This window comes from Novosphingobium sp. (genome assembly GCF_965228995.1).
Classification (GTDB): Bacteria; Pseudomonadota; Alphaproteobacteria; order Sphingomonadales; family Sphingomonadaceae; genus Novosphingobium.
Window position 1 is genome coordinate 2555586 of record NZ_OZ245852.1, and the last position, 24001, is coordinate 2579586.

18 protein-coding genes are annotated in these 24001 nt (G+C 65.3%); 12 read left to right on the top strand and 6 right to left on the bottom strand.

All coding sequences use genetic code 11. The features are described from left to right. Positions 1–2: 2 nt before the first annotated feature. The 3 genes from ACO056_RS11665 to ACO056_RS11675 form a co-directional block, all read right to left on the bottom strand. A complete protein-coding gene (locus tag ACO056_RS11665) occupies positions 3–677 on the bottom strand; it encodes a hypothetical protein (protein ID WP_421846882.1) in 675 nt (224 codons plus the stop codon). Positions 678–680: 3 nt separating this feature from the next. Continuing rightward, entirely contained in the window at positions 681–1679 is a 999-nt protein-coding gene (locus ACO056_RS11670; RefSeq protein ID WP_421846884.1) for a sterol desaturase family protein, read from the bottom strand. A 153-nt stretch (positions 1680–1832) separates the two neighbouring features. Further along, entirely contained in the window at positions 1833–2312 is a 480-nt protein-coding gene (locus ACO056_RS11675; RefSeq protein WP_421846886.1) for a peroxiredoxin, read from the bottom strand. 298 nt (positions 2313–2610) lie between these two features. On the opposite strand from ACO056_RS11675, the gene ahcY reads away from it, so the two are divergent. The 9 genes from ahcY (at position 2611) to ACO056_RS11720 (ending at position 17327) form a co-directional block, all read left to right on the top strand. Then, complete coding sequence (gene ahcY, locus ACO056_RS11680) at positions 2611–4029, top strand: adenosylhomocysteinase (RefSeq protein WP_421846888.1); 1419 nt, start codon at positions 2611–2613, stop codon at positions 4027–4029. 157 nt (positions 4030–4186) lie between these two features. Then, entirely contained in the window at positions 4187–6547 is a 2361-nt protein-coding gene (locus ACO056_RS11685) for a PAS-domain containing protein (protein WP_421846890.1), read from the top strand. Between the two features lie 47 nt (positions 6548–6594). Beyond that, on the top strand, positions 6595–7044 hold the full coding sequence (gene tsaE, locus ACO056_RS11690) for a tRNA (adenosine(37)-N6)-threonylcarbamoyltransferase complex ATPase subunit type 1 TsaE (RefSeq protein WP_421846892.1): 450 nt from the start codon (positions 6595–6597) through the stop codon (positions 7042–7044). Further along, a complete protein-coding gene (locus ACO056_RS11695; protein WP_421846894.1) occupies positions 7041–8042 on the top strand; it encodes an aminoglycoside phosphotransferase family protein in 1002 nt (333 codons plus the stop codon). The genes tsaE and ACO056_RS11695 overlap by 4 nt, the downstream gene beginning before the upstream one ends. Continuing rightward, complete coding sequence (locus tag ACO056_RS11700) at positions 8039–8758, top strand: nucleotidyltransferase family protein (protein ID WP_421846895.1); 720 nt, start codon at positions 8039–8041, stop codon at positions 8756–8758. Before ACO056_RS11695 ends, ACO056_RS11700 begins: the two co-directional genes overlap by 4 nt. Beyond that, positions 8751–11744 (top strand): double-strand break repair protein AddB, encoded by a 2994-nt coding sequence (addB, locus tag ACO056_RS11705; protein ID WP_421846897.1) that lies wholly within the window; start codon positions 8751–8753, stop codon positions 11742–11744. Before ACO056_RS11700 ends, addB begins: the two co-directional genes overlap by 8 nt. Beyond that, positions 11741–15223: a double-strand break repair helicase AddA gene (addA, locus tag ACO056_RS11710; RefSeq protein WP_421846899.1), complete on the top strand. Its 3483-nt coding sequence runs from the start codon at positions 11741–11743 to the stop codon at positions 15221–15223. The genes addB and addA overlap by 4 nt, the downstream gene beginning before the upstream one ends. Positions 15224–15288: 65 nt before the next feature. Further along, positions 15289–15609 (top strand): thioredoxin, encoded by a 321-nt coding sequence (gene trxA / locus ACO056_RS11715; protein WP_298164423.1) that lies wholly within the window; start codon positions 15289–15291, stop codon positions 15607–15609. Positions 15610–15692: 83 nt separating this feature from the next. Continuing rightward, positions 15693–17327 (top strand): M20/M25/M40 family metallo-hydrolase, encoded by a 1635-nt coding sequence (locus ACO056_RS11720; RefSeq protein WP_421846901.1) that lies wholly within the window; start codon positions 15693–15695, stop codon positions 17325–17327. A 103-nt stretch (positions 17328–17430) separates the two neighbouring features. Here ACO056_RS11720 and ACO056_RS11725 read toward each other — a convergent pair whose 3' ends face one another. Genes ACO056_RS11725 through argJ form a run of 3 tightly spaced genes read right to left on the bottom strand, consistent with a single transcriptional unit; the run spans position 17431 to position 20068 of the window. Then, positions 17431–18231, bottom strand: a complete 801-nt coding sequence (locus ACO056_RS11725) for an inositol monophosphatase family protein (RefSeq protein ID WP_421846903.1) — start codon at positions 18229–18231, stop codon at positions 17431–17433. Continuing rightward, the gene (locus tag ACO056_RS11730; protein ID WP_421846905.1) at positions 18228–18833 is read right to left on the bottom strand and encodes a glutathione S-transferase family protein; all 606 of its coding nucleotides are present in this window, start codon (positions 18831–18833) and stop codon (positions 18228–18230) included. Before ACO056_RS11730 ends, ACO056_RS11725 begins: the two co-directional genes overlap by 4 nt. Positions 18834–18841: 8 nt before the next feature. Then, positions 18842–20068: a bifunctional glutamate N-acetyltransferase/amino-acid acetyltransferase ArgJ gene (gene argJ, locus ACO056_RS11735; RefSeq protein ID WP_421846907.1), complete on the bottom strand. Its 1227-nt coding sequence runs from the start codon at positions 20066–20068 to the stop codon at positions 18842–18844. A gap of 108 nt (positions 20069–20176) precedes the next feature. On the opposite strand from argJ, the gene ACO056_RS11740 reads away from it, so the two are divergent. From ACO056_RS11740 to secA, 3 genes are all read left to right on the top strand, one after another. Then, positions 20177–20785 (top strand): energy transducer TonB, encoded by a 609-nt coding sequence (locus ACO056_RS11740; RefSeq protein WP_421846909.1) that lies wholly within the window; start codon positions 20177–20179, stop codon positions 20783–20785. Positions 20786–20838: 53 nt separating this feature from the next. Next, positions 20839–21099: a hypothetical protein gene (locus ACO056_RS11745; protein WP_421846911.1), complete on the top strand. Its 261-nt coding sequence runs from the start codon at positions 20839–20841 to the stop codon at positions 21097–21099. 97 nt (positions 21100–21196) lie between these two features. Then, positions 21197–23929, top strand: coding sequence for a preprotein translocase subunit SecA (gene secA / locus ACO056_RS11750; RefSeq protein WP_421846913.1), 2733 nt, complete (start codon positions 21197–21199; stop codon positions 23927–23929). Positions 23930–24001 lie beyond the last annotated feature (72 nt).

Consider the following 24001-nt stretch of genomic DNA (forward strand, 5'->3'; position numbering starts at 1 on the left):
GATCAGCCCGCAAGGCTACGCGTGAACAGCCGCCTGATCAGCCATGGCTCGAGCAGACGTCCGATCAGCCAGAGTGCGGCGAAGATCCCGGCGAAGACATAGGCAGGGGTAGGCGAGAAGCCATCCTTGCCGTCCTTCTTCTTGTCCTTGGCGTCCTTCTTGTCGTCCTTGGGTTTTTCGGGAGCAGGCGCGCCGAGGAACTTGTCGACCGGGTTGAGTGTGACCTCATCCTTCTTCTTCGCGTCGTCCTTCTTGGCCTTTTCCTCAGCCTTGGGCTTCTCGAGCGTACCGAGAAACACCGTCAACTGGCCGACAGCGAGGAACAGCAGCGGCGCAAGGAAGCAATAAAGCAGCGCGCGGCTCACGAGATGGTAGCGCAGCACCGCGCCCTGCTCGGCAGGATCGACGCGCAGGGTGCCGGAGTCGACAATAGAGAGCGGGTCCTGCGCAAGCTGGTCGCGCTTGGTCACCATGACGACATCGCCCATCCGGGCATGCGTGGTCCTGGCATGTGCGAAAAGCGGATCGAGTTTCGCGAGTGCTTCGTCCGGAGTTTGCCCGGCGGGAAGGGGAACCTCGCCGCGAATGTGCCAGATCCACGTGATCCAGCGCAGTAGTGATCCCTTTTTGGCCGAGGTGGAAACCGTCTCGCCGCCAGATGCGCTGAGCGATGCCACGCCTTATTCCGCCGGAACCGCAGAGTGATCGCTGAAGAATGGCTCGCGAGATTTGCGCTCCCGCCACGCCTTCAAACCTTCGGTGAAGGGATAGAGCATCTGCTCGCGGATCGACATGCGCCGTCCTCCCTCCATGCCCAGAAGCTCCGCCTCCCCATCGATGCAAGTTCCGAACATGCGGTCGATGAAAATGAAGGTGTTGCTGTAGTTCGAGCGGGTCGATTCGAAGTCCTGCGAGTGATGCAGGCTGTGATGTTCGGTCGTGTTGAACGTCCAGCGCCACCAGCGCGGGCTGTTGAAGCGCACGTTGATGTGCTGATACGCGCCCACCGACATGCCGATCGCGCCCGCCAGCAGGAACGCGCGCGGCAGGAAATCGAACAGGCCGCCGATACCAAGGCCGATCAGGAACAGCTCGAGCGGATTGCCGACCGCACCCTTATGGACGTTCAGCTGGGTGATATAGTGGTGCACCGAGTGCGGCAGCCAGAGCGGATACCAGTTGTGCATCCCGCGGTGCATCCAATACTGGCCGAAGTCGAAGATGAACACGATCAGAAAGGCCTGCAGCAGCAGTGGCAGGCTGGTGAACCAGACGAATTTATCAAGGTGCAGGCTGCCTTGCACAGCCTCGATCATGGCGTCGCTGCCGAGGTAATTGTCCACCAGTCGGACCATCGTCATGGCGACGCCGACATAGAACAGGTCGGTCGCCAGTTCTTTCCACGTGATCTGCCAGGACCGGTAGCGCGGGTTCACGAATTCGAGGATCTGCAGCAGGAGGCGGAAGCCGATGCTGATCGCGATCGCCGTCGATGCCTTCGCGATCGAATTGGGCGCGTAGTACCAGAAGGCGACCATTCCGAAGAAGACCGCGGGCTGGAACCAGGTGAAGAACAGGCGCTTGAAGGGGCCGCCTTCAACCTGGGGAATGTTTTCCCACCCGATCGTTACCGGCGACTGGGTTCCAACAATCCGCTTTCCGACTCGAATACCGTCCATCACGCGTCCCCATGGTGCGGTGCAGCGAAGCGGAGGATGGCAAATATTTGACAGTCGTCAAGCCCGCAGCATCGGACCTTGGGGGGCAAAACATGCCGCAGCGCTGCGCCGTATGCGCTGCACTGCGGCATAAGTATTACGATTTATTACGCGTCAGAGGTTTTCGAGCACATATTCGGCTGACGAAACCTTGAAGTCACCCGGCGCTTCAACATGGAGTTGTTCGACGGTGCCGTCGTTGACGACCATGGCAAACCGCTGGCCGCGGATGCCGAGGCCAAAGCCGGTGCCATCCATCGTGAGGCCGAGCGCCTTGGCGAAATCGCCGTTGCCGTCTGCCAGCATGGTGACATCAGCCGAACCGGCCGCAGCGCCCCATGCCTTCATCACGAAGGGATCGTTGACTGCGGTGCAGGCGATCTCGTCAACGCCCTTGGCGCGAATCTCGTCGGCCTTTTCCACGAAGCCGGGAAGGTGCTTGGCCGAGCAGGTGGGGGTGAAAGCACCCGGGACCGAAAACAGCGCAACGCGCTTGCCGGCAAAGTATTCGGCGGACTGCACCGCATCGATGCCGTCAGCCGTGGCTTTCACCAGCTTTACGTCGGGCAGCTTGTCTCCAACCGCGATTGTCATGGGCGAGGATCCTCTTGTTGTGTTGATCTGTGCGTTGATGCGCATCGGCCGATATAGGCCCGGTATGTGACAGCGCAACCGCCGCAGGGGAAGATGACGCGCTTGAGGCCTGCCCGGTGCAGGTTGCCACTGCCGAAAGCCTGGCGCACCGCAACTCGGTGCGGCATGGCCCGAAGGTGATATAAAGGTTTCTTTATATCACCATTGCACAACGGCGAGAGGCCCGCTAAAGGGATGGCAATCGAGCCCTCCTCCTGGCGGGCTTTTTCGTTTGATCTGCAATCTTGGAGACTGCCTCGTGGCCAGCGTGCTTGACGCCCGGAAAGACTATGTGATCGCCGATATCGGCCTTGCCGACTTCGGGCGCGCCGAAATCAGGATTGCCGAGACCGAAATGCCGGGCCTCATGGCACTGCGCGAGGAATTCGGCGCGTCGCAGCCGCTCAAGGGCGCGCGCATCACCGGTTCGCTCCACATGACCATCCAGACCGCAGTGCTGATCGAGACGCTGACCGCGCTCGGTGCCGACGTGCGCTGGGCGACCTGCAACATCTTCTCGACGCAGGACCACGCCGCTGCCGCGATTGCCGCATCGGGCGTGCCGGTATTCGCGATCAAGGGCGAGAGCCTGGCCGAATACTGGGACTATGTCGGCTCGATCTTCACCTGGGACGCCGAAGTTCCCGGCCAGACCGCCAACATGATCCTCGATGACGGCGGCGACGCCACGATGTTCGCACTCTGGGGCGCGCGCGTCGAGGCGGGCGAGACGCTGTTCGAGCCGAGCAACGCCGAGGAAATCGAATTCGTCCGCGCGCTGACCACCTTCCTCAAGAAGAAGCCCGGCTACCTCACCGAGACGGTCAAGAACATCAAGGGCGTCTCGGAAGAGACCACCACAGGCGTGCACCGGCTTTACCAGATCGCCAAGGAGGGCAAGCTGCCGTTCCCCGCGATCAACGTGAACGACAGCGTGACCAAGTCGAAGTTCGACAACCTCTATGGCTGCAAGGAATCGCTCGTCGATGCGATCCGCCGCGCCACCGATGCGATGCTGGCCGGCAAGGTCGCCTGCGTCGCCGGTTTCGGCGATGTCGGCAAGGGCTCGGCCGCGTCGCTGCGCAATGGCGGCGCGCGCGTCATGGTCACCGAAATCGATCCGATCTGCGCGCTGCAGGCGGCGATGGAAGGCTATGAAGTCGTCACGATGGACGAGGCGGTCAAGCGCTGCGACATCTTCGTGACCGCAACCGGCAACGAGGACGTCATCACCGCAGATCACATGAAGGCGATGAAGCCCATGTCGATCGTGTGCAACATCGGCCACTTCGACAGCGAGATCCAGATCTCGGCGCTCGACAACTACAAGTGGACCGAAGTGAAGCCGGGCACCGACCTCGTCGAGTTCCCCGACGGCAAGCAGATCATCATTCTGGCCAAGGGCCGCCTCGTCAACCTGGGCTGCGCCACCGGCCACCCCAGCTTCGTGATGAGCGCGAGCTTCACCAACCAGACGCTGGCTCAGATCGAGCTGTTCACAAACCCTGCGCAGTACAAGAACGACGTTTACGTGCTGCCCAAGCACCTCGACGAGAAGGTCGCGGCGCTGCACCTCGCCAAGCTCGGCGTGCAGCTTTCGACGCTTTCGCCGAAGCAGGCGGCCTACATCGGTGTGCCCGAAGCGGGTCCGTTCAAGCCGGATCACTACCGCTACTGAGCCCCGGCTCAGGCGCTCAGGCGCCATCGCAATCAGGAAGGCCCGCGTGCAAGCGCGGGCCTTCTTTGTATCGGGGCTGCCAATAGCCGCTGCAATCCCACAGCTTGTGCCGTGCCTGACATTGTAATTTGGCGCGCCGCGCCCTAGCCAAGCGGCGATGGTCCTGCCGCCGTTTGCCCTTGTTCTCATTGCGCTGGTCGTTGCTGCCTGGACGCTGGGAGCGGCGTGGGCGGTGCTGTCTGCGCGCGGACGGCTTGCCCGGGCCGAAGCAACACAGCGCCTTGCCCGGCGCCTTTCGCGCATGATCGAGGAAGCACCGGCACTTCCGCTGCTTGTCAGGGCTGATGGACGGATCGAGGGGCCTGCCCGGCTTGCAGGCTGGCTCGGGCTCGAAGCGATGCCGGGCTATCTCAGCGAACTCGATGCCGGGGAAGCGGGGCTCGATGAAGTTCAGCTCTCGCAGCTCAGTGATGCCGTGCGCAAAGCGCAGAAGACCGGCGCTCCGTTTGAACTCGCGCTCACCCCGCGTGGCGGCAAGCGCAGTCTTGGCGCGCGCGGCCATCTTGCAGACCCGCAAGTCTCGCCGGGCGGCGCTGCGCTGGTGTGGTTCTTCGACTTCACCGATAGCGTGGGTGAGCTGCGCCGCCTTCGCGCAGAGGCGGCGTCTGCGCGGGCGGATTTTGCGGCGCTGGCCGGCCTGATCGAAGCCGCGCCCTTGCCGATGTGGTTTCGCGGGCCGGACATGGCGCTGCGGCTCGTCAACAGCGCTTACGTCAAGGCGGTGGGGGGGACGAGTGCGGCGGATGTGGTAGCGGCCGGAACCGAGTTGATCGAGCCGATCGAGGGTGTCGGCGCGGCCAAGATCGCGCAGCAGGTTTTCAGCCGCCGCTTGCCGATCGAGCGGGTCGTTTCCGCGACGATCGGCGGGCAGCGCCGCTCGATCCGCGTGTCCGACCTCCCGCTGGGCGACGACGGCGTGGCGGGCTACGCGGTCGATACCGAGGAAATGGAGGAGCTGCAGCGCCAGTTCCGCCGTTTCCGCGAAGCGCAGCGCGAAATGCTCGATACGCTTTCGGCGGGGATCGCGCAGTTCGATGAGAAGCGCAATCTGGTCTTCGCCAACCAGCCCTTCCTGCGCATCTTCAGCGTGCCGCAGGCCTGGGTGGTCGATACGCCGCCGTTTGACCGCGTGCTCGACCGGATGCGTGACAGCGCGCGCCTGCCGGAAGTGCGCGATTTCCCGGAATGGCGGCGCGAGCGGCAGGGCTGGTTCCTTTCCCGCGAGCCGCGCGAAGAATCATGGCACCTCGGCGATGGTACGCATCTGCGCGTGATCGGGCAGCCCATGCCCGATGGCGGGCTGCTGATGATTTTCGAGGATCGCACCGAGCAGCTCCAGCTTTCGGCAACCCGCGATACGCTGCTGCGCACGCGAACGGCAACGTTCGACAACCTGTTCGAATCGCTGGCGGTCTTCGGGCCCGATGGCCGCCTGCAGCTGTGGAACCGCCGGTTTGCGAGCGAACTTGCGCTGGAGGAGGAATTCCTCGCCACACATCCGCGGGCCGATGCGCTGCTCAACCGGATCGCCAAGCTGCTCAAGCGCCCCGCGCAAGTGAGCACCATCGGGCAGGTGATCCAGGCGGCCTCGCTGGAGCGCAAGCAGCAGAGCGGGCGGATACTGCTTGCCGACGGACGGTCCTTTGCGATTGCCGGCGTGCCGCTGCCGGATGGCAATGGCCTGCTGACAGTCCTCGACATCACCGATTCCGAAAAGGCCGAAGCGGCGCTGCGCGAGCGCAATGCCGCGCTTGTCGAGGCTGACGCTGTGAAGACGCGCTTCATTGCCAACATGAGCTATGAATTTCGCACCCCGCTCACTTCGATCGGCGGCTTTGCCGAGCTCCTGCAAAGCGGCATGGCAGGGGAATTGACGCCGCAGGCGCAGGAATACGTGAGCGCGATCCTGACCTCGGTCGAGCGGCTTGGCGAGCAGATCGAGAATGTGCTGGATCTTTCACAGAGCGAGGCGGGCACACTGCCGCTGGCGGCCGAACCGGTCGATTTGTTCCCCTTGCTGGGTGATGTGGTGCGCGAGCGGGCGGAGCGGTTGAACGAAGCCGGGATCACTCTGGACCTCCGCGGCAGCCAGGCGATCGGCAGCGCGACCGGGGACCGCAAGCGGCTGCGGCGCCTGTTTGGCCAGCTGATCGACAATGCCATTGCCGCGACACCCAAAGGTGGGCGGATCCTCGTCGAAGCGTCGCGCCGCAAGGGCGGCAAGAACGGCAAGGGCCCGCTACAGGTCGTCGTCTCCGACAATGGGCAGGGCATGGATCCCGCGCAGCTGGCCCGCGCGCTCGAAGGGCTCAAGATCAGTGCGGACGGACGCTCGGTGGAGCGGCGCGGCGGGGTTGGCCTGCCGCTGGTGCGCAGGCTCGTTGCGGCGCATGGGGGTACGTTCGAACTCTTGTCGGAGAAAGGTGAGGGGACCAGCGCGATGGTGACCCTTCCGTGAAGCGATTTGGGCCATGAAGCGATTTGGGCCATGAAGGGATTTGCGCGATGATCATTCCGCTGCCGGATCTTGCCGCGACCGATGCGCTTGCCCGGCGCATTGCTACCCTGCTGCATCCCGGCGACGTTGTTGCTCTCAGCGGCGGGCTCGGCGCGGGCAAGACCACCCTTGCGCGGGCAATCATCGCGGCGCTGGGCTACGCCGGGGAAGTGCCAAGCCCCAGCTTCGCGATCATCGAGGTCTATGATCCGCCGGCGCTGCGCCTACGTGTGGTTCATGCTGATTTCTACCGGCTCGAAGATCCGGAGGAAGTGGCAGAACTCGGGCTCGACGACTACCGCGCCGATGCCGTGCTGATCGCGGAGTGGCCCGAACATGCCGGCGGCTTCGCACAAGAACCTGCCTGCCTTTCGATCAGACTCGAAATCCTTGAAAACGAGCGCGTCGCCATTGTCGAGGCGGGGCCCGATTGGCTAGAGCGCAGGGGATGGACGTGACCCTGACAGAAAGCGCGCTGCCTGAAGGCGCCGAACCGTTTCTCGCTGCCGCTGGCTGGGGCGCTGCTGTCGCCGAAGCAATCCCGGGCGATGCCTCGGCGCGGCGCTATTTCCGGCTGCGGCGTCCTGGTTCCACTGCCATGCTGATGCATGCGCCGCCACCGGGTGAGGATCCTGAACCGTTCCTGCGCGCGGCGCGTTGGCTGGACGCCAACGGCATGCGCGCGCCGGAGATTTTTGCCGAAGATGCCGCAAAGGGCTTCGTGCTGCTGCAGGATTTCGGCGAGGTTCGCATGCGCGAATATGTCGATGCTTGGCCGCAGGACGAGCGCGAAGTCTATACCCATGCGGTCAATGCCCTGATCCAGCTGCACCGTCTGCCGCCGGGGCCCTTCACGCTCTATTCGCTCGCCGAATACCAGCGCGAGGCGCGGCTGTTCGTGGAATGGTATTGCCCTGTCCAAGGGCTGACCGTCGATGTGGTGGGATGGACGCGGGCGTGGGAAGTGGTGCTTGGCCAGTTGCTGTCGCGCCAGCGCCCCGGCGTGACCGTGCTGCGCGATTATCATGCCGAGAACATCATGCTCGATGGCGGGCTCGGCCGGCAGGGACTGCTCGATTTCCAGGATGCGCTGGTCGGCCATGCCGCCTACGATCTCGTTTCGCTGCTGCAGGACGCGCGGCGCGATGTCGATCCGGCGCTGGAGCGGGTAATGCTCGACCATTATATCGCGCAGAGCGGCGCGGACGCCAACTTTGCCGAGGATTACGCCCGCCTTGGCGCGCAGCGGAATGCCAAGATCGTCGGAATTTTCGTGCGCCTGTGGAAGCGTGACGGCAAGCCGCGCTACCTCGATTACATTCCGCGCGTCTGGGGGCTGCTGGAGCGCGATCTGGCGCACCCGGCGTTGGCCCCGGTGGCCAGGTGGTTTGATGAAAATGTGCCCACGTCCCTGCGCGATCCGGCGGCGCGTCTTGGCGGAACTTTCCCGGTATGACGAAACTTGCAAGCGACGTGGCGATGGTGCTCGCCGCCGGGATCGGCAAGCGCATGCGCCCGCTGACGGCCACGCGCCCGAAGCCGCTGGTGCGGGTCAATGGCCGCGCGCTGATCGACCACAGCCTCGACAAGCTTGTCGAAGCCGGGGTTTCGCGCGCGGTGGTCAACGTGCATTATCTGCCCGGGCAGATCGAGGCGCATCTGGCGCAGCGCAGAGCGCCTTTGACGGCCGTTTCGGATGAGCGCGAAGCCCTGCTCGAGACCGGGGGCGGCCTGGTCAAAGCGCTGCCGCTGATCGATGCCGATCCGTTCTTCTGCCTCAACAGCGACAACGTCTGGCTCGATGGGCCGCAGAACGTGTTTGCGGCGCTGAGTGACGCGTGGGATCCGGCGCAGATGGACGCGCTACTGCTGCTCGTCAGCCATGCACGGGCGTTCAACTATACGGGGCGCGGCGACTTTCACCTCGATCCGCTGGGCCGCATCAGCCGGCGCAAGGCGGGGCGGGTGGCGCCGTTCATCTATACCGGCATCCAGATCGTCTCGCAGCGGCTGCTGCGCGAGGCACCGCAGGGGGCTTTCTCCACCGGAGTGCTGTGGGACCGGGCTATCGCGGAAGGTCGGCTGTACGGGATCTCGCATTGCGGGCTGTGGTTTGAAGTCGGCGCGCCGGAAATGATCGCGCCGACCGAAGCCGCATTGCAGCGTGGCTGACCGCAAGCCCAACGTCTATTCGATTGCCGCCCACCGCGGCTTTGCCGACGCGCTCGTGGCGGGGCTTGTCCCGCGTTATCATGAGGAAGGCTTCGGCCTTGCGCGGCTGACGCTGCTGTTGCCGAGCCGCCGCGCGGTGCGCATCGTCACCGAGGCATTTATCCGCGCCAGTGCTGGGGAGGGTAGCTCTGCAAGTGAAGGCGGGCTGCTGCTTCCCCGCATGGCCGTGGTTGGCGATCTCGATCTCGACGAAACGCTGGGTCCGCTGCTCGATCCGCTGGGGGAGGGCGCCGATCTGCCGCCGGCCGCCGACCCCACGGCGCGGCTTTTGGCGCTGGCGGATATGCTCCGCAGCGATCCTGAGACCCGTGCGATCTCCGCCCCGGGACTGCTGCGCCAGGCACGTTCGCTGGCGCAGGCGATGGACCGGCTCGCTGTCGAGGATGTGGCGCTGGAAGCGCTGCTCGATCCCGAAGTGGTCGGACTGGTCGGCGAACTGGCGGAGCATTGGCAGCGCGGGACCGCACAGTTTGCCCGCATTCTGGCGCGCTGGCGTGCCCGCTGCGACGAGCGCGGCGAGATCGATGCACCCGAGCGCCGCAACCGCCTCCTTGCGCACGTCGCCCGGCGTTGGCGCGTTGAACCGCCGCCCCATCCAGTGGTGGCTGCCGGCGTGACCTCGGCGGCACCTGCGGTGGCGCGGTTGCTGCGGGTCGTTTCGGAGTTGCCGCAAGGCGCTGTGATCCTGCCCGATCTCGATCTGGCACTGCCCGATTCCGTCTGGGACGCGCTGGGCGCGGCGGGCAATTCCGAGCGGAGCGATGCGCCCGTCTTCGCGCGCGGCGATGTGGCGACGCATCCGCAGTATCACCTCAAGCTTCTGCTCGCGCGCATGGGGATTGCGCGCGGGGAAGTGCAGGCCTGGCACCGCTCCGGCCTCGCCGCCGCTTCGCCCGAGCGCAGCCGCGCGATATCGAACTTGTTCCTGCCGCCCGAGGCGAGCACGGTTTGGGCCGACCTGCCCGCGGAGGCCCGCCGCCTTTCCGGCGTGCGAATGATGGAAACCGCCCACCCGGAGGAGGAAGCGCAGGCCGTCGCGGTGCTGGTCCGGCAGGCGCTGGCCGCGCCGGAGAAGCGGGTCGCAGTGATCACGCCGGACCGCGATCTTGCGCAGCGCCTTGTCGCCCATCTCGAGCGCTGGGGCATTGCCGCTGACGATACGGCGGGGCGCCCGCTGTCGCAGACACCAGCCGGGCGGATGCTGCTGCAGCTCGCCGAGATTGCCGCAACCGCCGCTGCGCCGGTGCCGCTGCTCGCGCTGCTCGGGCATCCGCTAGTGCGGCGCGGCGAAGGGCGCGCGGCCTGGCTAGAACGCGTGCGCCAGCTTGATCTCGTGCTGCGCGGGCCGCGTCCCGGACCAGGCCTTGAGGCTGTGCGCGGCGCAGTTGCGGCGAGGGAAAAGGACCATCCGGGGCTCACCGCCTGGTGGGACGACGCGGCGGCTTTGCTCGGGCCGCTGGTTGATGAGGCGGCTCCTCCTTCGCTTGCCCTGGCGTTTGATACCCTTGCCGGCGTGGCGGAAGCGCTCTGCGGCCCGGCGATCTGGGCCGAAGCGGACGGGCGCGCGCTGGCGGCCTTTGTCGAGGGGTGGCGCGAGGCGGCGCTGACCAGCGCGCTTCCGGTGGAGCCCGCCGATCTCCATGCCTTGCTGAGCGATGCGCTGGCCGAAATCGCAGTGCGCCCGCCTTATGGCGGCCATCCGCGACTTGCGATCTACGGCCTGCTCGAAGCGCGAATGAGCCGCGCGGAACTCGTGATTTGCGCCGGGATGAGCGAGGGCAAGTGGCCCGCCTCACCCGCGCCCGATCCGCTGTTGGCGCCTCCGGTTCTGCGTGCGCTAGGGATTCCCGGCGCCGATTTCCGCATCGGCCTCGCCGCACACGATCTTGCGGCGGCGCTCGGTGCGCCGGAAGTCGTGCTGAGCCATGCCATGCGCGATGCTTCTGGACCGGTGATCCCTTCGCGCTTTCTTCTGCGTATCCGCGCGATGCTGGGCCGCGAGCTTGAGCGTGAGAGCGAAGCGGTGCGCATCGCCCGTGCGCTCGACAAGGCAGCGCCAGCGCCGCCTTATCAGCAGCCCGCGCCGATGCCGAGCGCCGAGCAGCGCCGCGTCAGCATCGCCTCGACCGCGCTCGACCGGCTGCGGGGCGATCCTTACCAGTTCTATGCCTTGGCGATCATGGGCCTGCGCACGCTCGATCCGCTCGATGCCGCACCAACTGCAGCGTGGCGAGGCACCGCGGTGCACGAAGTGCTGCGCCAATGGCACGAGGGCGGCAGTAAACGCGGCGAACTGCTTCCGCTTGCCGAGCGCACATTGGCCGAAATGAGCGCGCACCCCTTCATGCGCGGGCTTTGGCGCCCACGGTTGCTGGCCGCGCTGCAATGGGTCGAGGACTACAACGCCGAACTGGCGCTGCAGGGCCGCGTGCCGGTGCTGTGGGAGAAGACGGGCGCCGTCGAGATCAAGGGCGTGAAGCTCCACGGCCGCGCCGACCGGATTGACCGCCTTGCCGATGGGACGTTGGCTGTGGTCGATTACAAGACGGGCGCCCCGCCATCGGGCAAGATGGTGCAGGAAGGCTATGCGCTGCAGCTGGGGCTGGTGGCGCTGATTGCCGAACGCGGCGGGTTTGAAGGCGTGGGCGGAAATGTCCATGGATTCGAATACTGGTCATTGAAAAAGAAGGCCGAGGTCTTCGGCTATCTCGAAGAGCCGGTCCTGGAGGGCAGAAAGAAGACCGGCCTCCCGCGCGAGGACTTCGTGCCGGAAACGCTGCGCTATCTCACCGACGCCATCGACAAGTGGATCCTCGGCAGCGAGCCGTTTACCGCGCGGCCCAATCCCGATCTGCCGGGCTATACCGACTATGATCAACTGATGCGGCTCGAGGAATGGCAGGGGCGGGGAGCCAGATCGGCATGAGCAGGGTCTATCCGCTCAAGGACAACCAGCGCCTGGCCGTTCAGCCCGAGCGGACCGTGTGGTTGTCCGCTTCGGCCGGGACCGGCAAGACGCAGGTGCTCTCTGCGCGGGTGCTGCGGCTGCTGCTGCAGGACGGCGTTTCGCCCGATCAGATCCTCTGCCTCACTTTCACCAAGGCGGGCGCGGCGGAAATGGCGACGCGGGTGAACGATGTTCTGGCGCGGTGGGTGCGGCTGCCGGAGATTGAACTGGCCGCTGAACTCCGGGCAATCGGGGCTGCTTATGGTCCCGAAGTGGTTGCCCGCGCGCGAAGCCTGTTTGCCGCCGTGCTCGATTGCCCGGGTGGCGGCCTTCGGATCGAGACGATCCATGCCTTCTCGCAGTGGCTACTGGGTGCTTTTCCCGCCGAAGCAGGGCTCGTACCCGGCACCCGCGCGATGGAGGACCGCGACCGCGACTTGCTGCTGCGCGAGGTGCTGGCTGACTTGCTGATCGAGGCACAGGAGCAGGGCGATGAAGCGCTGTTCACCGCGCTCGAAGACCTCAGCCTGCGTATGGGCGAGGATGCCGTGCCCGCGTTCCTGCTGCGCTGTGCTTCAGCCCAGGCCCTGTGGGAAGGGCCAGGCTCATGGCAGCCGCCGCTGCGTCCGCGTATCAACCGGCTGCTGGGGCTGAATTCCGAAGAGGATGGGGCCGGGCTTGCCGATCTGGTGCGCGACAGCGTGTTCGATGTGGCGGCGGTCGAAGTCTGCATGGAAGCCAATCGGCGCTGGGGCGCGCGGACCGGCCTCGATGCAGCGGCGGTGATACAGGACTGGCTTGAGGCTTCGCCGACGGCGCGGATCGCCGGTCTCGATGGCTTTGCCGACGTGTTCCTGACCAAGGCTGGCCTTCCGCGCTCTGCCAAGAACCTTGAAAAGCACGAGCCGCGCTATGCCGATTATCAGCTCTGCGTGATCGAGGACCTGAAGCGCGTGCAGGAAATGCGCGCGCTGATTGACCTGGCTGCGCGGCTCGAGCCCGCGCTCACGCTTGGCCGCCGGTTTGCGCTGGCCTGGGCCGAGGCGAAGGCGCGCGAAGGCTTCATCGATTTCGATGACCAGATTCGCGCTGCGGCCGATCTGCTGACCAAACAGGCCCCTGCGGAATGGATCCGCTACAAACTCGATCGCCGCTTCGATCACATTCTGGTGGACGAGGCGCAGGATACGAATGCCGCGCAGTGGCGGATCGTGCTCGATGGGCTGGTCGGCGATTTCTTCAGCGGGGAAGGGCAGCGGGCTGATGCGCTGCGCACGTTGTTTGTGGTGGGCGATTACAAGCAGGCGATCTTCGGCTTTCAGGGCACGAGCCCGGAAAACTTCGCCGCCGCTCGCGAACGGGTCCGGCGGGAGCTTGATGCGCTGGCAGACGCCACCGCCGATCCTGCCAAGGCCCTGTTGCCGCTGGGGCTGGGGCGCTCCTATCGCACCGCCGCTTCGGTGCTTGCGTTCGTAGACCGGGCGATCAACGCGATCGGGCCGGATCGTTTCGGACTTCCCGAAGCCCCGGAACCGCACCGCGGCGACGAGGGCCGCCCCGGCATGGTCACGCTGTGGCGCACCGTCGGCGGCGCGAGCGAGGAGGACGATGACACGCCTGCGGGCGAGGGCGACGAAGGCGCGGAGAGCTGGCTTTCCCGCCCGGACCGGGTGATGGCCGATCAGATCGCGCAGCAGGTCCGCCGGTGGCTGGACGATGGCTTCCCGCTCCACAAAGGCAGCCCGCGCCGGGCGACACCCGGCGACATCATGGTGCTGGTGCGATCGCGCAAGGCGCTGGCGGGGCTGATTGTCGCGCGGCTCCATGCGCGCGGCGTGCCGGTGGCGGGGGTTGACCGGCTCCGGCTCGGCGCGCCGCTCGCGGTGAAGGACCTCGTCGCCGCGCTGCGCTTCTGCGCGCAGCCGCTTGATGACCTCAACCTCGCTTCACTTCTGGTTTCGCCGCTCATTGGCTGGTCGCAGGACATGTTGCTCGAACACGGCTACCGCGCCAAAGGCGTCCGCCTGTGGGACCATCTGCGTGAACATGAGGGGCCCGCAACGTACCCGGAGATGGAGCACTTGCGCGGGGCGCTTGGCCGCGCGGATTTCGGCACTCCGGCACAGTTACTGCACTGGCTGCTGGTCGGCCCATGGCAGGGCCGGCGCAAGCTGGTCGCGCGGTTGGGAGGCGAAGCCAACGATCCCATCGACGAGCTTATTAACGCGGCCTGCGCCTATGCGGCCAGCCAGACGCCGAGCCTGGTCGGCTTCCTCCAGTGGTTCGATGCAGGGGATGGCGAGTTGAAGCGCGAGGCGGGCCAGAAGGCCGATCTCGTGCGCGTGATGACGGTGCACGGCTCGAAGGGGCTGGAGGCGCCGATTGTCATTCTCGCTGACGCCGCTGCCGATCCCGATGCTTCACGGCTGCGCGATCTCTCGCTCGAGGAGGCGGTGCGGGACGAGCGCCGCCGGGTTCCCCTGCCGCCCCTCAACAAGACCGAAATGGCCGGGCCTGTCCGGGTGGCGGCGGAGCGGGCTGCCGAAGCGGAACGCGCGGAACACTGGCGGCTTCTTTATGTGGCCATGACCCGGGCCGAGGAAGCGCTATTCATCGGCGGCGCGCTGGGCAGCAGGGCCAAGGCGCCGCCCGAAGAGAGCTGGTATGCGCAGCTTGCCCCGCTGTTCGGCGAGGAAGACGGCCCTTGGCGCGAAGATACGATCTGGGGAGCCTCGCGCCAGCTTGGCGGGCTTGGGCCGCTCCCCGCCGCGGTGGCGACCGTGCCGCCCCCGCCCGAACCTGACACCGCTGCGCCAGACTGGCTCGCTGCGCCGCTCCCGGCCGAGCCGCGCCCGCCGCGCCCGCTCGCACCTTCGGGACTGGGGGAAGCGGGCGAGGCGTCGGATCCGCCGTCACCCCCCGGGCCTGCCGCCCGCCTGGCCGCGCGGCGCGGCACGCTGCTGCACAAGCTGATCGAGCGCTTGCCCGAATTGGCGCCCGATGCGCGCGCGGAGGCAGCCGGCAAATGGCTGGCGCGCATGGCTACCGATTTCGATGATGAGGTGCGGGAAGCGATGACAGCTGCCGCCCTGCGCGTACTGGCCGAACCTGCCTGGGCCGAAGTGTTCGGACCTGGATCACTCGCTGAAGTGCCGATCGCCGCCGTTGTCGGAGAGCGGGTGGTCAGCGGTACGCTCGACCGGCTGCTCCTGCAGCAGGACCGTGTCCGGGTCGTCGATTTCAAGACTGATCGCCGCCCGCCGACGCAGATCGACGAAGTGCCGCTTGCCAGCTTGCGGCAGATGGCGGCCTATGTCGCGGCACTGGAGACGATCTATCCCGGGCGCCGGATCGAGGCGGCGCTGCTCTATACGCACTCGCCGCAGCTCATCGTAATCCCGCCCGAGGTGATCGCGGCGCACAAGCCCCTCCTTCAGGCCGCGCAGGAAAGCTTTTAGCGCTCTTTCTTGCGCCGCTCGCCAGACCGCTTACATACCGAACCAACCTCAAGGAGTTACCCGACATGGCCACCAAAGCCGTTACCGATGCCAGCTTCGCCGCCGATGTGCTCGGCTCCGACAAGCCCGTTCTCGTCGATTTCTGGGCGGACTGGTGCGGACCCTGCAAGATGATCGCGCCCGCGCTGGAAGAGATTTCGGAAGAGTTGGCCGACAAGGTTTCCATCGTGAAGATGGACATCATGGAAAACACCGGCGTTCCCGGCGAAATCGGCGTGCAGTCGATCCCGCTAATGGTGCTGTTCAAGGATGGCAAGCCGGTGGCGCAGAAGCTCGGCGCCGCACCGAAAAGCCAGCTCAAGGGCTGGCTGGAAAGCGTTCTCTAAAAGACGCCCGCTTTGCCGGTTGGCAAGGCCGAAGCGGGGTGCAAGACTGCGGTCCTGCACCCCAGCTTCGGAGCCTGTTCCTGATGCCAACCGTACCTCACCGCCGGTCTGTCCTTCTGCTCGCGGCAGGTCTGCTTGCCTCTGCCGCGCCGCTTACCGCTTCAAAGGCCGCGCCCGACGGCGATAGCGCCGCGATTGCCCGGATCATCGATGAAGGCATGAACCGCAGCGAGGCGATGATTACCGCCTCTGCACTGATGGACCGCATCGGTCCGCGCCTCACCAATTCGGAAAACCATCGCAAGGCGGAAAGCTGGGCGATGGAGCAGATGCGCAAGCAGGGCCTTGCCAACATCCACGTCGAGCCGTTCGACTTCGGGCTCGGGTGGAACCTCGACAGCTATTCGGTGGCAATGGTCACCCCGCGCGTGCTGCCGCTCACGGCCATTCCCGTGGCGTGGTCACCTGCGACGGCGGGAACCCTGCGCGCCCCGATCGTGATCGCGCCGATGTCGCGCGAGGAACATTTCGCGGAATGGAAGGGCAAGCTCGCCGGCAAGATCGTGCTGGTCTCGCTGCCGGGCCAGACGAGCGAGAGCAAGGACGGCGTGTTCAAGCGCTACAGCGATGCCGATATCGCTGCGCTCGATACCTATACCAAGCCCGATTACGATCCTGATTCGCCCGCGGTGCAGGTCCGCAACCGCCGTTTTCAGGGCAAGCTTGCCGCATTCCTCAAGGCCGAAGGGGCCCTCGCGCTCGTCAAGATGAGCTACCGCGATGGCAAGCTGGTCCACGGTGAGGGCTATGATTTCCAACCCGGCGAGACCTTGGCCGTCCCGGCGATCGAACTGGCGCAGGAAGACTATCGCCGCCTCGTGCGCCTCGCGAAGACGGGCCCCGCTCCGGAAATGGCGATCACCGTTGCCGCCCGGTATGATGATAGCAACCTGCGCGCCGAGAACGTGGTGGCCGAAATCCCGGGGAGCGATCCCAAGGCCGGCTTCGTCATGGCCGGCGCGCATTTCGACAGCTGGATTGCGGGCGACGGTGCCAACGATAATGGCGCGGGCAGCGTGACCGTGCTCGAGGCGGCACGGCTCCTCGCCAAGCTCGGCGTCAAGCCAAAGCGCACCATCCGCTTTGTGCTGTGGGGCGGGGAAGAGCAGGGTCTGCTCGGCAGCCGCGCCTATATCGAACAGCATTTCGCGACCCGGCCGGTTGATCCTTCGCTCAAGGGCATCGATTCCTATGTCGCCTGGCGCAATGCTTTCCCGATCACGCCGAAGCCGGAATACAGCCAGCTCAAGGCTTACTTCAACATGGACAATGGTTCGGGGCGGTTCCGGGGCATCTACAGCGAGGGCAACCTTGGCGCGGAGAAGCTGCTCAAGGAATGGCTCTCACCGTTTGACATGCTGGGCGCGGACAAGCTGGTGGTGAGCAAGACCGGCGGCACCGACCACGTATTCATGCAGGCGATCGGGCTACCCGGCTATCAGTTCATCCAGGATCCGCTGGACTATGAAAGCCGCGTCCACCACTCCAATCTCGATACAGTGGACCACATGCGCGCCGATGACATGCGCCAGGCGGCGGTGATCATGGCGGGCATGCTGTGGGAAGCGGCGAACAGCGACAAGGAACTGCCGCGCAGCGTTCTGCCAACGCAGCCGGTGCCGACCGATCCGTTCAAGGTGCGCGATCCCTCGCAGTGAAGTTTCTGCCCCCATCCCGCTCATGCCGAGCTTGTCGAAGCATCAGACGCGACACCTTCGTCAGCACCCTTCGACAAGCTCAGGGTGAGCGGAGGTAGGGTCGTCAGTCAGCGCTGCTGCGCGTCACAAACTCATCGAACAGTGCGGGTGAAGAGGCTGCAAACAGGCCTTTCTGCCCGTGCTGATCGGTGCGGTAGGGGGAGCCATCCGGCCGCGCGGCCTTGCCGCCTGCCTCGTTGACGAAGAGTACGCCCGCAGCATGGTCCCAGGGCAGCGTCCGCTCAAACACCGAAATGTCGTTCACGCCCAGAACGAGGCGGGGATACTGTTCGGCGGCGCAGCGCGGGATATCGACCAGCGTGTAATACGGCGCGATCCGCTGCTGCACGGCGGCGCGGGCTGCGGGATCGAGGAACACGGTGCTGATCGCGGCAATCGGTGGGGTCTCGCCCGTGGGCCGGGCTGTCACGCGTTTGCCGTTGACGAAGGCGCCCTTGCCCTTGTGCGCGATGCAGAGCCGGTCCGTGAGCGGATCGTAGATCCACCCGCTCTGCGTCGCACCCCCGTCGCTGAGCGCGAGGATGATGCCGAACGGCGGTTTTCCAGCGGCGAAGTTGTTGGTGCCGTCGACCGGGTCGATGATCCAGCACAGCCCGCTGTCGAGCCGTGCGGAGAGCGAGGGATCGGCATGGACCGCTTCCTCGCCGACAATCGCGGCTTCCGGCATGATCGCATGGAGACCGTCGGCGAGCAGGACTTCCGCCTCGGTATCAGCAATCGTGACCATGTCATTGACTGCCTTGGCGATCACCTCATGCGCGGCGAGCGACTGGTAGCGCGGCAGGATCGCCTCGGCGGCGACGCGGCGCAGCAGGGCGGCGATCTGGGTGTCGAGCGCGGTCATGTGAGGGGGATCATCACGGTTTCGGCATATCCTGGCTGGCGCTGAAGGCGGGCGTACCATGCGGCAAGGTGCGGCAGGTCCGGCCGGGTGAGGGGCAACGTATAGAAAGTGTGGACATAAACGCCCATCGGAATGTCCGCGATCCCGAAGTGCTGTCCCGAAAGCCATGGGCGCACCCCGAGCTCGGCATCGAGAATGGCCATCATCGCGCCGGAAACTTCGGCCGAGCGCGCCACAGCGGGATCGCTGGCGTCCTTGCCCTGCCGCACGCAGCCGAGGAAGGCATCGCGCTGCGCATCGGCAAAGTGGAACTGCCAGTCCATCCACTTGTCACCCTGCGCGCGCTCTGCCGCGTCATCGCTGCGCAGCTGCGGGGCATAGGCATCGGCGAGATAACGCAGGATCGCGTTCGATTCCCAGAGGACGAGGCCGCCATCCTCGATAGCCGGGATCATGCGATTGGGATTGAGTGCAATGTATTCCGGCGTGAAGCCAAACGCGCCGCCCATATCGATCCGGCGATGCGGCAGGTCCATCGCGATGGCAGCCCAGGCGATCTTCTTGACGTTGTGCGAATTGAGGCGCCCCCAGATCGTGATCATCGCCCGGCTCAGCTGCGGTAATCAGCGTTGATGGCGATGTAGCCGTGCGTGAGATCGCACGTCCACACCGTCGCGCGGCCTTCGCCGAGGCCGAGATCGACCTCGATGGTGATCTCCTGCCCCTTGAGATGCGCGGCGACCGGGGCTTCGTCATAGTCGGGAAGCGGCTGCCCCTCGCGTGCCGCCCAGATGCCGCCGAAGCCGATCGAGAGGCGGTCGCGGTCCGCCGGTTCGCCCGCCTTGCCGACAGCCATGACCACGCGGCCCCAGTTGGCGTCTTCTCCGGCAATCGCGGTCTTGACCAGCGGTGAGTTGGCAATGGCGAGCCCGACACGGCGCGCGCTATCATCACTTACCGCGCCGCTGACTGCCACGGCGATGAATTTCTGCGCCCCTTCGCCATCGCGCACGACAAGGTGGGCGAGGCTGCGGCAAACTTCATGGAGTGCGGCGGCAAAGGCATCGGCGCCGGGGCTCTCCACCGAGACCAGCGGGGCATTCCCCGCGGCACCCGTCGCGAAGGCGAGCACCGTGTCGCTGGTCGAGGTGTCGCTATCGACCGTGATGCAGGAAAACGTGCGCCGGTTGGCATCTGACAGGCAGGCTTGCAGGAATGCCGGATCGACCGCCGCGTCGGTGAACACGTAGCCCAGCATGGTCGCCATATCGGGTGCGATCATGCCCGAGCCCTTGATGATGGCGCTGAGCGTGACTTTCACGTCGCCGACCATGGCCGCAGCCGTCGCGCCCTTGGCAAACGTGTCGGTGGTTCCGATGGTGTTGGCCGCTTCTTCCCATGAGCAAGGCTGAGCCAGCAGCGCAGCCTCGATCCCGGCGCGGGCCTTGTCCTTGGGCAGCGGTACGCCGATCACGCCGGTGGAGGAGACGAAGACCTCCTCGCGCGCGCAGCCGAGATGCGCGGAAACCTGCTCCATGATCGCCTTGACCGCCTCGCGCCCGCGATAGCCGGTGAAGGCATTGGAATTGCCCGCATTGACCACCAGCGCGCGGGCACGGCCTTGCGCCACGTTTTGCCGGCCGAGCTCGACTTCGGAGGAACAGCAGACATTGCGCGTGAACACGCCGGCCACGGCGGTGCCTTCGGCGAGTTCCACGAAAGTGAGGTCGCAGCGGCCCCAATCCTTGTAGCCGGCGCGGGCAATGCGCGGGGTGGCCCCGGCAATGGCGGGAAGCGCGGGGAAGGGCTGGGCGAGAGGGGAACGTTCGTGAGCCATGCGCGCGGCCCTAGCGCGGCGGCGCGCGCGCTTCAATCATCGGCAGCTTTCGTTCTTGCTGCCCCTTTTTCAGTTTACCGCAGTGCAATTCTTGCGGAAGATCGCTTCATGCTCAAACTGGCACTTGGTTCGACCTGCGCGCTGCTGCTGGCAGCCTCCTCCCTCCCGGCGTGGGCCGGGACACCACTAGGCCCCCGGCCCTCGGGCGATCCGGGCTCATGGGTTACCCCGGACGACTATCCTGCGCCCTCCTTGCGCGATGAACAGGAGGGTGTTGTCGGATTTGTGCTGACTGTCGATCCAACTGGCGTACCTTCAGCATGCAACGTCACGCAGACAAGCAACTTCGAGGCGCTTGATACCCAGACTTGCAACCTCCTGATGCTGCGGGCGCGTTTCGTCGCGGCGCATGATGCAAAGGGCAGGGCGGTCGAGGGCACCTATCGCAACAGCATTCGCTGGGTCATCCCGGAAGGTGAACCGACCGAAATGGCACCGGCAGAAGTGGTCGGCAGCTTTGTGATCGGTACGGACGGCAAGCAGCGCGATTGCACGGTCGACAAGCTCACCGGTCCGCCCGCATTGTCTGGCTCATTCGCGCTTTGCAGCCCCAAGGAGCGGTTTGTCGTCGCCACCGGCAAGGATGGCAAACCGATCGCGCGCCGGGTCCGGCTGCACGTGGTCATCGAAGTTGAGGACTTGCCGGGCGCGCAATAATTCTTCGCCGTAGTAGTGGACCTTCGGTGGAAATCCCCCTATCTGCGCCAGTGATGCGGCTACTGCTCGTCCTTCTTGCCCTGCTTTCGGGCCTCTCGCTTTCCGAAGTGGGAGCAACTTCTGCGCGTGCGGAAGTCATCGGTGCAGCTGCTGGCACGATGTTCGTGGCCAGTCAGGAGCGCAAGGCCGATGTCGGTCTTGCCAAGGCCCAGCGGCCTGCATGCAAGATGCACACGATCCGCACCGTGGTGCTTCCCGTTGTCGCGTTTGTCCGCGCAATCAGCATCTGCATCTGGGATCGCCCGCGCGAATAGCGCTCCGCGTCCGATACTTTTCCCGCTCCGCCAACGCGCGGACGCCTGACCGGCGCGGCCATCTCCGCGCACTCCATTTCAAAACAGGATTCCAACCATGCTCGGCAGCATTGCCAAGGCCATTTTCGGGTCTTCCAACGATCGTTACGTCAAGTCGCTCGACAAGATCGTGCGGGCCATCGCCGCCTATGAGCCCGAAATGCAGGCGCTCAGCGACGAGGAACTGCAGGGCCAGACGGCCAAGCTGCGCGCGCAGCTGGAGGCGGGCAAGACGCTCGACGACATCCTGCCGGAAGCCTTCGCCACTTGCCGCGAGGCTTCGCGCCGCGTGCTCGGCATGCGCCACTTCGATGTGCAGATGATTGGCGGTATCGTGCTCCACCGCGGCGAAATCGCGGAGATGCGCACCGGCGAGGGCAAGACGCTGGTGGCGACCCTCGCGTCCTACCTCAACGCGATCGAGGGCAAGGGCGTCCACGTCGTGACCGTCAACGACTACCTCGCCCGGCGCGACGCCGAATGGATGGGCCAGATTCACAAGTTCCTCGGCCTCACCGTCGGCGTGATCGTGCCCAACATGAACGAGTACGAGCGGCGGCTGGCCTATGAGGCCGACATCACCTACGCCACCAACAACGAACTCGGCTTCGACTATCTGCGCGACAACATGAAGCACGAGCGCAGCCAGATGGTGCACCGCCCGTTCAACTTCGCCATCGTCGATGAAGTGGACTCGATCCTCATCGACGAAGCGCGCACGCCGCTGATCATTTCCGGCCCGACAGATGACAAGAGCGAGCTCTACGTGTCGGTCGACGCGGTGGTGAAGCAGATCGATCCCTCGCTCTACGAGGCGGACGAGAAGACCAAGAACATCTCGCTCACTGAAGACGGTGTCGAATGGGTCGAGCGCAAGCTGGAGGAAAACGGGCTGCTGGTCGGTTCGAACCTCTATGACGTCGAGAACACGATGGTGGTCCACCACCTCGATCAGGCGCTCAAGGCCAACGTCATGTTCAAGCGTGACATCGACTATATCGTGAAGGACGACAAGGTCGTCATCATCGACGAGTTCACCGGGCGCATGATGGACGGACGGCGCTGGTCGAACGGCCTGCACCAGGCGGTCGAGGCCAAGGAAGGCGTGCAGATCGAGCCTGAGAACCAGACCATGGCCTCGATCACCTTCCAGAACTACTTCCGCATGTATCCCAAGCTTTCGGGCATGACCGGCACCGCCGCGACCGAGGCGCCGGAATTCTTCGACATCTACAAGATGAATGTCGTCACCATCCCGACCAACGTGCCGGTGCAGCGCCGCGACGAGGAAGACGAGTTCTACAAGAACACGCAGGACAAGTTCCAGGCAATCGCGAAGCTGATCCGCGAGCGTTACGAGACCGGTCAGCCGGTGCTCGTCGGCACCGTGTCGATCGAGAAGTCGGAAATGCTCTCCGAGTTCCTCAACCAGGAAGGCGTGACGCACAACGTGCTCAATGCCCGCTTCCACGAGATGGAAGCCCATATCGTGGCGCAGGCGGGCCGGCTTGGCGCGGTCACCATTGCGACCAACATGGCCGGGCGCGGCACCGACATCCAGCTTGGCGGCAATGCCGAGTTCCGCATCGAGGACGAGCTGCGCGATCTGCCTGAGGGGCCGGAGCGCGAGGCCGGGATCGCCCGCATCAAGGCCGAAGTGGCCGAAGAGAAGGCCAAGGTGCTCGCCGCCGGCGGGCTCTGCGTGATCGGGACCGAGCGGCACGAAAGCCGCCGCATCGACAACCAGCTGCGCGGCCGTTCGGGCCGTCAGGGCGACCCGGGCCTCTCGAAGTTCTACCTCTGCCTCGAGGACGATCTCCTGCGCATCTTCGGGCCGGACACGCTGTTTGCCCGCATGATGAACTCGAACCTTGCTGACGGCGAGGCGATTGGTTCGCGCTGGCTGTCGAAGGCAATCGAGACTGCGCAGAAGAAGGTCGAGGCGCGCAACTACGACGTGCGCAAGCAGGTCGTCGAATACGACAACGTGATGAACGACCAGCGCAAGGTCATCTACGAGCAGCGCGCCGACATCATGGATGCCGAGGCGGTGAATGATGTCGTGCTCGACATGCGTCAGGACACCATCAACGCCATTGTCGCGGATGCCTGCCCGCCGGGGTCCTACCCCGAGCAGTGGAACGTTCCGGCACTCGCCGCCCGAGTGGACGAAGTGCTCGGGCTCGCGCCGCCATTCGATGCCTGGCTGACCGAGGACGGCCTTGAACCGGACGTCATCGAAGAGCGCGTCACGGCGCTGGCTGAGGAAAAGATGGCCGCGAAGCTGGAGACTGTCGATCCGGCCTCGTGGCGCAATCTCGAAAAGTCGGTCCTGCTCGAGCGGCTCGACCATCACTGGAAGGAGCACCTCGCGACGCTCGACGCGCTGCGTCAGGTGGTGTTCCTGCGCGCCTATGCCCAGAAAACGCCGATCAACGAATACAAGCAGGAAGCTTTCGGGCTGTTCGAGAAGATGCTCGAAGTGATCCGCGAGGATGTGACGCGCATCCTCATGACCAGCGAAATCCGCATGGGTTCGCCCGAAGATTTCCAGCTGCCGGAGCTGCCCGACTTTCTGACCAGCCATATCGACCCGCTGACCGGCGAGGACGATGCGCGGACAGTTCCGTCAGGCCAGCTGTTCGGCACGTTCACGCCGCCGATGGCCGGATCGGGCGAACTCGCACCGGCGATGACCGATCCCTATGCGGGGATGGGCATCAGCCGCAACGCGGCGTGTCCTTGCGGCTCGGGCCAGAAATACAAGCACTGCCACGGGACGCTTGCCTGACGGTTCGCGACGAGCTCCTTCGGAAGCTCGTATTTTCCATCACGTTTAGAATGCAATGCTCTGTATTTATGT

Bases quoted from the DNA above. Each gene is read 5' to 3' on its own strand.
- ACO056_RS11740 (WP_421846909.1), top strand. From the start codon at position 20,177: ATGCTCAAACTGGCACTTGGTTCGACCTGCGCGCTGCTGCTGGCAGCC.
- ACO056_RS11675 (WP_421846886.1), bottom strand. From the start codon at position 2,312: ATGACAATCGCGGTTGGAGACAAGCTGCCCGACGTAAAGCTGGTGAAA.
- trxA (WP_298164423.1), top strand. From the start codon at position 15,289: ATGGCCACCAAAGCCGTTACCGATGCCAGCTTCGCCGCCGATGTGCTC.
- tsaE (WP_421846892.1), top strand. From the start codon at position 6,595: ATGATCATTCCGCTGCCGGATCTTGCCGCGACCGATGCGCTTGCCCGG.
- ACO056_RS11745 (WP_421846911.1), top strand. From the start codon at position 20,839: ATGCGGCTACTGCTCGTCCTTCTTGCCCTGCTTTCGGGCCTCTCGCTT.
- ACO056_RS11685 (WP_421846890.1), top strand. From the start codon at position 4,187: ATGGTCCTGCCGCCGTTTGCCCTTGTTCTCATTGCGCTGGTCGTTGCT.
- ACO056_RS11670 (WP_421846884.1), bottom strand. From the start codon at position 1,679: ATGGACGGTATTCGAGTCGGAAAGCGGATTGTTGGAACCCAGTCGCCG.
- ACO056_RS11720 (WP_421846901.1), top strand. From the start codon at position 15,693: ATGCCAACCGTACCTCACCGCCGGTCTGTCCTTCTGCTCGCGGCAGGT.
- ACO056_RS11700 (WP_421846895.1), top strand. From the start codon at position 8,039: ATGACGAAACTTGCAAGCGACGTGGCGATGGTGCTCGCCGCCGGGATC.
- ACO056_RS11730 (WP_421846905.1), bottom strand. From the start codon at position 18,833: ATGATCACGATCTGGGGGCGCCTCAATTCGCACAACGTCAAGAAGATC.
- addA (WP_421846899.1), top strand. From the start codon at position 11,741: ATGAGCAGGGTCTATCCGCTCAAGGACAACCAGCGCCTGGCCGTTCAG.
- ACO056_RS11725 (WP_421846903.1), bottom strand. From the start codon at position 18,231: ATGACCGCGCTCGACACCCAGATCGCCGCCCTGCTGCGCCGCGTCGCC.
- secA (WP_421846913.1), top strand. From the start codon at position 21,197: ATGCTCGGCAGCATTGCCAAGGCCATTTTCGGGTCTTCCAACGATCGT.
- argJ (WP_421846907.1), bottom strand. From the start codon at position 20,068: ATGGCTCACGAACGTTCCCCTCTCGCCCAGCCCTTCCCCGCGCTTCCC.